Annotated in this window: 10 protein-coding genes and 2 pseudogenes; 11 read left to right on the top strand and 1 reads right to left on the bottom strand. The window is 64.3% G+C overall.

Annotated features, from left to right (window positions below; translation table 11 throughout):
- The first annotated feature begins 536 nt into the window (after positions 1–536).
- The 11 genes and pseudogenes from M8859_RS36450 to M8859_RS36500 form a co-directional block, all read left to right on the top strand.
- Positions 537–944, top strand: a complete 408-nt coding sequence (locus M8859_RS36450) for a site-specific integrase (RefSeq protein ID WP_159919152.1) — start codon at positions 537–539, stop codon at positions 942–944.
- Between the two features lie 178 nt (positions 945–1,122).
- Positions 1,123–1,323, top strand: coding sequence for a site-specific integrase (locus tag M8859_RS36455; protein ID WP_159919150.1), 201 nt, complete (start codon positions 1,123–1,125; stop codon positions 1,321–1,323).
- A gap of 1,253 nt (positions 1,324–2,576) precedes the next feature.
- Positions 2,577–3,377 (top strand): alpha/beta fold hydrolase, encoded by an 801-nt coding sequence (locus tag M8859_RS36460; protein ID WP_236565223.1) that lies wholly within the window; start codon positions 2,577–2,579, stop codon positions 3,375–3,377.
- 36 nt (positions 3,378–3,413) lie between these two features.
- Complete coding sequence (locus tag M8859_RS36465) at positions 3,414–3,935, top strand: DUF1330 domain-containing protein (protein ID WP_201295119.1); 522 nt, start codon at positions 3,414–3,416, stop codon at positions 3,933–3,935.
- A 217-nt stretch (positions 3,936–4,152) separates the two neighbouring features.
- A complete protein-coding gene (locus M8859_RS36470; protein ID WP_236565222.1) occupies positions 4,153–4,965 on the top strand; it encodes an SAM-dependent methyltransferase in 813 nt (270 codons plus the stop codon).
- Between the two features lie 245 nt (positions 4,966–5,210).
- The gene (locus tag M8859_RS36475) at positions 5,211–6,152 is read left to right on the top strand and encodes a hypothetical protein (protein ID WP_249645663.1); all 942 of its coding nucleotides are present in this window, start codon (positions 5,211–5,213) and stop codon (positions 6,150–6,152) included.
- A complete protein-coding gene (locus M8859_RS36480) occupies positions 6,149–6,352 on the top strand; it encodes a hypothetical protein (protein WP_195072451.1) in 204 nt (67 codons plus the stop codon). The genes M8859_RS36475 and M8859_RS36480 overlap by 4 nt, the downstream gene beginning before the upstream one ends.
- Positions 6,353–6,828: 476 nt before the next feature.
- Complete coding sequence (locus tag M8859_RS36485) at positions 6,829–7,773, top strand: hypothetical protein (RefSeq protein WP_195072450.1); 945 nt, start codon at positions 6,829–6,831, stop codon at positions 7,771–7,773.
- Positions 7,770–7,973: a hypothetical protein gene (locus M8859_RS36490; RefSeq protein WP_249645664.1), complete on the top strand. Its 204-nt coding sequence runs from the start codon at positions 7,770–7,772 to the stop codon at positions 7,971–7,973. The genes M8859_RS36485 and M8859_RS36490 overlap by 4 nt, the downstream gene beginning before the upstream one ends.
- 266 nt (positions 7,974–8,239) lie before the next feature.
- Positions 8,240–8,800, top strand: coding sequence for a recombinase family protein (locus M8859_RS36495; protein ID WP_223513528.1), 561 nt, complete (start codon positions 8,240–8,242; stop codon positions 8,798–8,800).
- Positions 8,801–9,554: 754 nt separating this feature from the next.
- A pseudogene (locus M8859_RS36500) lies at positions 9,555–9,785 on the top strand (GNAT family N-acetyltransferase); the annotation flags it as partial.
- Here the strand turns inward: M8859_RS36500 and M8859_RS36505 are convergent.
- Positions 9,782–9,913: pseudogene (locus tag M8859_RS36505) on the bottom strand (IS481 family transposase); the annotation flags it as partial. The pseudogenes M8859_RS36500 and M8859_RS36505 sit on opposite strands and share 4 nt — an antisense overlap.

Below are 9,913 nucleotides of genomic sequence, written 5' to 3' on the forward strand. Positions count from 1 at the left end.
AATCCTGCCCACCGGCACCCGTACCCACCGACACCTCCAACCGTCCTCGCATAGGTAGACAACCCACATCCGAAACTCTCAGACCACTACCTACCGGCAGCTGCCGCAACACGGACACCCGTCGAACGTGCGTGCGGAGACTGCTCGTCCGGGTGCTCCTCACACATCGGGTTGCCGCGATGCCGGCGAACTGGCCTGGCAGGTAAGTGATGACGCCGTCCCCGATTCAATGGTGACGGCATCACCAACGTGGGAGCGAATGTGGCCTCGAGCTGGAGTGCTGACGCCGCGGCCACAATCCTGTTACGTCCTGTCGTGGAATGTGTCGACGTGTTGTGAACCTGCAGGTGTCACCGACAGGTCGCTGACCAGGGCTTTTCCGGGCGGCCGGGCGGAGGGATCGACACCCCGCTCGGCTGCAGGGAACGCCCAGGTCATCAGTCCTTCAACTGGCAGGTCCCCTTCCACTACTACGACACCGACGGCACCCGCCGGCAGTCCTCGCGATCCTTCGATGACTACGCCAAGGCCCAGTGGTGGCCGGCCTGATCGACCGCGTCGGGATCGATGAGGCGCTGAAGGTCGTCGAGACCGAACAGGAAGCCGAGTTCGGCACGGTGCTGCTGGTCGAGTGGCTGACCAAGTACGTCAACAGTCTGACCGGTGTCCAGGACGACGGCCGCCGTAAGTACCTGGCCTACATCCGCAACGACATCATCCCGTTCTTCGGTGAGCGCGCACCGTTGGACGCGGTCACTCAGGACACCGATGCCGCCTGGATCGTCTATCTGCAGCAGGACAAGGGCAACGCACCCAAAACAATCTCCGACAAGCACGCCATCCTCAGCGCGATGCTACGCGCCGCGGTCGAACAACGACCCGTACCGCTGCTGCCCTACAACCCCTGCGCGGGGATGCGGCTTCCGCGCCACGACTGGGCGTAGATCGACGTCTTCGACAACGACGAATGGGGAACTGTCCGAGCAGCTGCTGCTGGCGCGCAGAGACCTCCGGCTCCTGCGTAACAAAGCACTATGGCGTGGCGCCGACCCCGACGACCTGCTGGCCGGGTACGGCCCCGGGATCCGTACGCTCAGCGGCAAGGTTCTGACCCCGTACACTTTGCGCCACACCGGCATCTCGTGGAAATTGCAGGACGGTGTCCCGATCTTCGTCGTGTCCCGCGACGCCGGGCACGAATCGGTCAATACGACCGACCGCTACTACGGCCACAACGATCGCAAGGCCAGTGAGTCAGCCGCCCAGGTCATCGCGGGCCGACTGCCCAGAGTGCGCGCCAGCATGCTCAGGATCGCCGCCTGAGCGGCGCCGACGTCAAACCTTCTGGCGCCACAGCGGATTTCTCAGATGCAATGCACGCGGGATAGATTCGAGTCGTCAACTGTTTGAGCGATCGGACGGTAGGCGCGAATACCCCTGAACGAGCCCCGAACCGCCGCAGACCGGTTCGGGGCTCATTCGGATTCTGCAGCCCTGATCGGTAGTCGCCTGGTCGGGTAATCGCTCGATAACGGCTGACTGGTGACTTTTGGTGGAATCGTTCGAGGCCCGACCCCCGGACACGCCGAAAGGTGGGGCTCTACCCGAAGACCGAGTGAGTTCTTCTGCCACAGCCACAAAGGCTGCACCCCGGACCCACTCGTCACCCGGATACGGTGGCGGTACCGCGATCGACCAGGCATTGGCGATGGCCCCGGAACTCGCTCAGGCGGGTGTTCCGGGGCCGTTTGACTGTAGTGGTGCTGCAGTCGCGGCTCGAAGGCGGTTATCGGGTTGTGGGGTGCGGGGACGAGGGTGATGCCCAGGTCGACGGTGCTGCCGCCGTCGGCGAGATGCTGGGTGACGACTCCGGATGGGGTCCTCTCCGCGCCGGATCGCCGGGTGTGCAGGGACACGTGGGGAGGTTGGGAGCGCGGGCCGGAGAGACCAGCACCCACAGCGGGATGTCGTCGAGGTGGGTGGGGTCCTGGTTGTTGTGGGTGTATCCGATGGGGCCGATGCGGTCGAGGATTTCTTGCTGGCCGGCGACGAGTCCGCGTCGTTTGAGCCGCTGCGCCATTTCGCGTTCGGTGGCGCCGGTCGCGGCGACCAGATCCTCCCAGATCGCCCGCCCAGCACTCCGATCACCGCGCCGGAGGCGAAGACCAGCAGCAGCGCGTCGCGCCGTGCCACGGCCATCGATCCTGTCGGCTCCTCGACTACCTCGCTCACACGCCGAGACGGTACGGATCTGAAGCGGCCTCACCGCCCCCGGCCCGGGGGAGGTCAGGATCCGCCGACACCAGAATCCAGACAACTCGGGGTCGACGTGGTCGATGTGTATCCACGTTCAGTCGGGCGGGCGCGCCCCGCCGCACACGACTACATCGCCGGGTATCTCGGTACACACCAACCTTCCGGCCTCGCCTCGAACCAGCTGTTCCAAGGACCGTCTCATTACCAGGGTTTCGAGACGCTGCCGGGTATCGGTCGCTGTGAGCGCGCGACACCGTGTGTCAGGTGGCGTGTCAGACCGATGTCAGGCCGATGTCAGCCGGTCCGGCGACTGTATTCCCATGAGCAACGCAGCGACCAGCAGCAACACGACCGAATCGATGTGGACCGGCATGGTGCCGGTCGAGGACACTGCACTGGCGGTGACCGACTCCGGTGGCTCCGGCCGGCCGGTCGTCTACCTCAACGGCGCCTACGCCGACCAGTCGCACTGGAAGAAAGTGATCGCCGAACTCGGCCCCGGCTACCGACACATCACCTTCGACGAGCGGGCCCGCGGCAAATCGAAGCAATCCGCGGATTACTCCTTCGAGGCATGCCTGCGAGACATCGATGCCGTGCTCGCGGCCCGGGGTGTGCAGCAGCCGATCATCCTGGTGGGCTGGTCCTACGGCGGGGTGCTGAGCTGGCACTGGGCCGACCGGAACCCCGGCCGCGTCCTGGGAGTGGTGACCGTGGACGCCTTCCCGTACGGCCTGACCGGCGAGGAAGGCGCCGAACGGATCCGCAAACTGTTCCACAAGATGCGTTTCCTGCTGCCACTGGCGCGCCCGTTCGGTATGGCCGCGCGGATGAGCGCCGCCCAGCATGCCGAGTCCAATATCGAACTCAACGAGATCGCCGCCGCCAGCGTGCCGGTCCTCGAACGCGCGGCCCGCCCGGTGCGGTTCGTTCTGGCCACCGGACAAAGCCTCGGTAGCGAGAAGGACGAGATGGAACAGGGCCGGGCCATACTCGACCCGGTCATCGCGCACAACCCGAACGTCACGATCAGCGCGAAAGTCGCCAGTAACCACTCCAAGATCCTGCGCAAGGATTCCCCCGCGGTCGCCGATGCTGTCCGCGAGACCGCAGCGGTCTGACCGTCATCCGCTCGACGGGCATCCGCGGAACTGCGAATGCCCGTCGAGCCGGCGCAGCGCGTGGAGCAGGCATCCGAGGTGCTGAGCCGGCACTGGGCCGACCCGTGCCCAACAATTGATCATTTTATGGACATCGGGGGAAGTCGCAGCCATGGCGACGACACGACGAGCTGTTTCGCCGCCGAGCTGGTGCTATCCAGCGGCGGGCACTCGCTCGGACACCGCAGCGCGCCGCTTGGGGGCCCGGTACGCGCGAGCCACGCACGCAGGGAGCCGTCGGCCGCCGCATGCCGCGCGACCTATGCCCCGGCGGCCCAAAAGTCGATCCTCAGCTATAGCGGCCGCTATCTGGTCGCAGGCCCCACGCCCGAACCAGTGGAGGGAACCTGGGACTCACCTCGATTCCTGGTCATCGAGTTCCCCGACATGGATCGGGTTCGGCAGTGGTACGACTCGCCGGAATACCGGCAAGCCCGTCAGATACGAGAAGGCAAAGTTCGGGTGCAGATGTTGTTCGCCGAGGGCGCGCCGCCCAAGGGCTTCTCTCTCCTTGCCTGATCGCGCCCCACACGACCCTCAGCGATTACCTGCCCCTTTGACCGACAACCCGCGTGCGGCGGCGGTCGCGTGGGGGTGTGCTGACGCCTTCGGGTGTCTGTCTCATGTTCGGAAGGTTGTGCGAGCATGCGTTTTTCATTCCTCGAACAAGTGGTTGAAGCTTGCGGTATACCTGCGGGGTACTGACCGAGCTCGACCCCACGAGGAGAACCCTGCTGTGTCCGACGGCTTCATCGATCTGCGTGCCGATGTGGCGCACCCGGCCCGGATGTATGACTACTTCCTGGGCGGTAAAGATTTCTATGAGGCCGACCGAGCCGCCGCTGAGCAGGCACTGCGGGAGTTTCCGGCGGTTCGGTTGACGGCGCGCACCAACCGCGAGTTCATGCGCCACGTCACTGGCTTTCTCGTCGGGCAGGGGGTTCGCCAGTTTCTCGATATCGGCACCGGTATCCCCACCGAGCCCAACCTGCACCAGGTCGCCCAAGGCCTGGCACCGGAATCGCGGGTGGTGTATGTCGACAACGACCCGGTCGTGCTCGCGCATGCGAGGGCGCTGCTGGTGAGCACGCCCGAGGGCCGCACCGCCTACATCCAGGCCGATGCCGCAGACCCGGCGGCCATCCTCGCCGCGCCGCAACTGCAAGCGACGCTGGATTTGTCGCAACCGGTGGCGGTGTCGCTGATGGCCGTGCTGCACTTCGTGCCCGGCGATGTTTACGACGTCGTCAACACTCTGATGGCCTCGCTGGTGCCGGGTTCTTATCTGGCGATGTCGCATGTCACGACGGACTTCGACGCCGGGTCTGATGATCCCGAAGGAATGGCACGGCTGTTGCAGGTCTATGCCGATCGCGGGATTCCCGTGCGGCCGCGCACCCGGGGGGAAGTCGCACGATTCTTCCAGCATCTGGAACTGGTGGATCCCGGTGTCGAGGTGATCCACCGATGGCGCACCGGCGGCATCCAGCCTCCGCGAAGCCACGACAAGAAGGTATCGCTCTACGGCGCCGTCGGCCGCAAACCCTGATAGCGACGTCAACCCATTGCCCAGGGGCACTGGTAAGGGCTGGTGGACCGTCCCGGCACCCACACGCGCCGCCGAACTGACCCAGTCCGCCGCCGCGGTCCACATCGAGGGCGACCTCGTCATCGCCCACGGCCCGAGTGTCGGTGGGGGTAGGGGCTGAAGGTCACAGTCTGACGCCTGGCTGAAAGCCGCGGTGCCGTCACAGGTGGATGGGTTGCTGGGTTGGGGCAGTCCAGAATGGTGGAGTGGTTTTCTCCAGGAGGTGGGAGGAGTTCTTCCGTAGCTTCGTTCGGCGGGTGGGTTCTGTGGGCCCGGGCGTGGGGAAGGCTGCTTCGCAACCGTTGCGCGACACCAGCAACGGCCTCGAGGAGGGGGTCGGAGACGAAGTTCGTCTCGATGCCGAGCTCGGTCGCGCGATTCGCTGGGATGGTGACGGTGTCGGGTCTGGGGACAGCGGGCCGGTGGCTTCGCCGGGCAGGGTTGTGGCCGACCTGTCGCATATGCCGCATCTCGGTGATCTTTTCGACGCCGCGAAAAGGGGAGAAGTGGGCGAGCGCGAGCTGACGTCGGCATTGAAAGGGCTGGAACGTCAGTACGGGCCCTACCACGTCAGGAACGTGGGCGCTTTCTTCGAGAGGGGGTCGACGCAGTTCGGGCAGACCTATCCGGCAACGGTTACCATGAGCGCCGAAATCCGCGATAGCTCCGGCGCGGATGCGGGTCTGTTGATGTATGAATTCTGGCGTGACAGCGATGGTCTACTGGTTGCCAATAACGAAGTCACAGTACTCGCAGACGGATTCCGTGGGAAAGGCTTCTCCACCGCGTTCTCTTCAGCTATCGAAAACTACTTCCGGCGGTCAGGAGTACATCGGATCGAGTTGCAGGCGTCCCGGGAGGACGGTGGATATCATTGGGCGAAAGCGGGTTACGACTGGAATCCCGACCCCGTCATGTTGCAGAGATCAGTCAATCTGATTTCCAATCGCATCGACAAGGTCATCGACGACGGATTGGTTCCATCCGGCAACGATGTTGCTAGGCTCATGGAGATGAAGTCGCGGTTCGACGGCCCGGTTTCCGGGTATCCGTCCCCCCTGGAGCTGGCCCTGCTCGAGGGGGACGACCCGAAGCTCGGTGAGACACTGATGCGAGGATCGATATGGTTCGGGATGAAGAAACTGTGAACATCTCCCCTGAGGAACGTGAGTTCATTCGGCAGCGCAGCAAGGCCACCTCCGCCCACTTCATGCAGTTCGTCACCGAACGTGGCCTGGACATGGACGTCGACACCTGGCCCGACGCCGACCGGCATGAGTTCGATCGGCAGTCAGGCGTGTTGATCGAGGAGTGGAAGGCCCGCGCCCGGGAAATCTTCGGTATCTGACTCCGAATCGACGGGTGAGAACTGCAATCGGATGAAGCCTGTCTGCTACCGAAGGCCGACCGATTTCCGATGCTCGAACTCCGGCTGAGTCCGCCCGCGAGGCGGGAGCGTACCTGCCATCGAGCGAGCAAGCCGCCCACGGGCCTGGCACTGTGGTGAACCCCCACTTCCGCTCGGTAGTGCCGATCGTCGGCGCGTGAATGCGCCCCCAGGGTTGAGAACAGACCGACCGGCAGGCATGTTTGTACTCTGTCCAGGTACGGGGCTAATCCTGTGATCGGTCGTACTGTGCGTGGAAAAGCGATGAGGAAGAGCGTGGGCGGAGCCCGACGGGCTCCACTCCGATCCGCGCTGACAGTCGTTCCGGAAGTGCCTGGGGTGGCGCGGTGCCGAGGCAGCTGCGGTGCAGCACCCCGCCGGTGTCTCGACAGATTCACGATCAAGACCTGTGCAGGCGATGATCGAGGTTGCCCGTCATGAAGAGCAGCCCTGCTGTCGAACTGCTCGACAGACTTCGGCAGCACCTGAGCAATCTGGCAGCCCGGGAGGCTGGCGGTCTCAGCGACAGATTGCATGGCTTCTCCCATGGGACCACCGCCGTGGTGCATGGCGCTCGGGGCGGCGACGAGCACGGTGGGCACGAGATCTCGGCCGCGCTGGGTGACCGGGACCAGAGATTTCACGGCGCTGCCCCCGCGCCCCTTGCGTCCTCGCCGATGGACCGCTTCACCGACTTGTCGCACATGCCACCCTTGGGCGAGCTGGTCGACAAAGCACACACCGGCGCGGCCGACGACCTCGAGCTGACCAACGCGTTCAAAGGGCTCGAACGTCGGTACGGCCTCTACCGAGTCGAAGACGTCCGGGCCTGGTGCGAGGAGAGCTGGACCGGAGACGGGACGAGACATCTGTTCCTCGAGGCGACTATCCGCGACGGTGATGGCGCTGAGGTAGGCACGCTGCTGCGGAACTTCGAACGTGATAGTGAAGGCAAACTGGTAGTCATCAACGAGATCATGAGGCTCGAAGAGGACTTCAGGGGGAAGGGTTTCTCTACGGCGTTTTCCGCATCGATCGAGAACTACTACCGGCGATCAGGAGTAGACCGCATCGAGCTGAGGGCAGAGGACGACGACGGCGGGTATGTATGGGCGAAGGCTGGCTACGACTGGGATCCCGATCCACATAAACTCGGCAAGTCCGTCGGTTACATCCAGCAACGGATCGACGACATCATCGCTGACGGCTTGGTACCCTCGGATTCCGATGTCGCCATGCTCGAGGAAATCAAACAGAGATTTCAGGGACCGGTTACCGGGTTCCCGTCGCCGCAAGAGCTGGCCCTGCTCGAGGGGGACGACCCGAAGCTCGGAGAGACACTGATGCGAGGATCGATATGGTTCGGGATGAAGAAACTGTGAACATCTCCCCTGAGGAACGTGAGTTCATTCGGCAGCGCAGCAAGGCCACCTCCGCCCACTTCATGCAGTTCGTCACCGAACGCGGCCTGGACATGGACGTCGACACCTGGCCCGAGACCGACCGGCAAGAATTCGACCGGCAATCACGCGAGTTGATCGAGGAATGGAAAACTCGCGCCCGCGAAATCTTTGGAGCCTAGGACGGATCACCCCGAAGGCGTCAGCTCCCCCTCCCGCAGGGCCGCAGCCGCCACATCACCCCGACCCGCCTCGCCGGTTCAGATCCACGGCTGCTTTGGCGCTCAGGGGAATCGCCTTACGGGGCGTGTGTTTGGGGTACACCCCAACACCACGTCCGTGACCGGGCCGAAAAGCGTCAGAATGGAGTGCAAGTTCGTATTTTCTGACGGATGTCCAGCAGGCTCATAAACTCCATCCCGACAATGTAGGTCGTGGAGGGAGAGTTATGCGGGTCGGCTATGTCAGGGTGAGCGCCCTCGATCAGAACACGGTGCGGCAGCTGGAGGGGATCGAGGTGGAGCGCACCTTCATCGACAAGGTTTCCGGTAAGGACACTGCACGTCCGCAGCTGGGGGAGTTGCTGGAGTTCGTGCGCGACGGTGACACGGTGATCGTGCACTCCATGGATCGGCTGGCCCGTAACCTCGATGACCTACGCCGGTTGGTGCGTACCCTGACCAGTAAGGGTGTGCGGGTGGAGTTCGTGAAGGAGTCGCTGAGCTTCACCGGGGAGGACTCACCCATGGCGCATCTGCTGCTGAGTGTGATGGGTGCCTTCGCCGAGTTCGAACGCGCCCTGATCCTGGAACGCCAGCGCGAGGGTATCGCGGCGGCCAAGGCCCGCGGCGTCTACACCGGCCGCAAGCCCGCCCTCACCCCCGAGCAGGCCGCCCAGTTGCGTGCCCGGGCGGCCGGCGGGGAGTCGAAAGCGGCGCTGGCCAGGCAGTTCGGTGTCAGCCGCGAAACTGTCTACGCCTACTTGCGGGCCGATACCGCTACGGCCTGAGCTGCGACGTTCTCGGTTTCGGACACGAAACCGAGAGCCTGCCACTGCGGGCGGGAATGTCAAGAGCCCTGCACGATGCATCGATGCTGTTCCCGGCCGCTGCAGACAGTTCTGCTTCTGCTTGGCGTAACGGTCAGCGGATGCCGGTCGAGGGCGATTGCGTTTGTGTGGCTCGTTTGAGCGGATGGCCGGGTGGCCGCATAGCATGGGGGCAAGATGCTGGGGACGGGGATAATACGGGCCCTCCTACACGCGACCGAACGGTTGGACTTGCAAGCCTCACGGGTGGCGGGGCATCTCGCCGACACCGTCGGCGGCGACCGCATCGGTGCCAAAGCCGTCGAGGCCACCGCCCGAGCATACGCTGCCACCGATCGAGCGAACGCCGCACAACTGGAACGTTCGACCGGCTCGAGTGGCCCGCCGGGCAAGGAGGTCGCGAAGGAATTCGCACCCCCTGAAGGCCGGCGAGGCTACAGCGCTGAACCCAACGCGGTGAACAAGGTCAAGAGGTGCTCGGCAACCCTCGCGCCGGTAACCCCGTGCCTCAGAACCCGCACCTCGAGCGTTTGCAAGCGCTGGCAGAGGCACAGGGTGTCAAACTCGCCGCTACCAACGTCCGTGGTCAGTACAACTAGTTCCTGACGATTGGCCGGTGAACCAATACTTGGCGATCCGAAACGCCGGTCGGGACCCCCTCGACATCTCCGCCACCTTGGCCAAGGTATAACGCCAAACCGAGCAGGATTACCGCCAGCATTTCGACGAAACGGAGACGTTCGCCGCCTTCTACGGGGAACTGCCTGTCGGTCGGGTCCGGTTGCTCCCGGGATCCGATCCCCACGTGCTGACCCTGGCGGCGATGATCGTCGATCCGGTCGCGCGGGGTACCGGTACCGGGGACCGTCTGGTGCAGATCGCGCTCGACTGGGCCCGTGCACATGACTGCCGGGCGGTCGAGCTCTGGGTACGTAGCAACAACTAGTTGTATGAGGCCGTGACGTTGGTGACGCCGGTGTGGAGGCGGCTGGCTGGGGGCCGGTTTCCGGCGGCGGAATGTGGTCGATGGTAGTTGTAGTGGACGTTCCAGATTCCGAGTGCGTCTGCGCGTTG

It is taken from the genome of Nocardia sputi (genome assembly GCF_023501985.1).

Bases quoted from the DNA above. Each gene is read 5' to 3' on its own strand.
- M8859_RS36460 (WP_236565223.1), top strand. From the start codon at position 2,577: ATGAGCAACGCAGCGACCAGCAGCAACACGACCGAATCGATGTGGACC.
- M8859_RS36465 (WP_201295119.1), top strand. From the start codon at position 3,414: ATGCCCGTCGAGCCGGCGCAGCGCGTGGAGCAGGCATCCGAGGTGCTG.
- M8859_RS36485 (WP_195072450.1), top strand. From the start codon at position 6,829: ATGAAGAGCAGCCCTGCTGTCGAACTGCTCGACAGACTTCGGCAGCAC.
- M8859_RS36495 (WP_223513528.1), top strand. From the start codon at position 8,240: ATGCGGGTCGGCTATGTCAGGGTGAGCGCCCTCGATCAGAACACGGTG.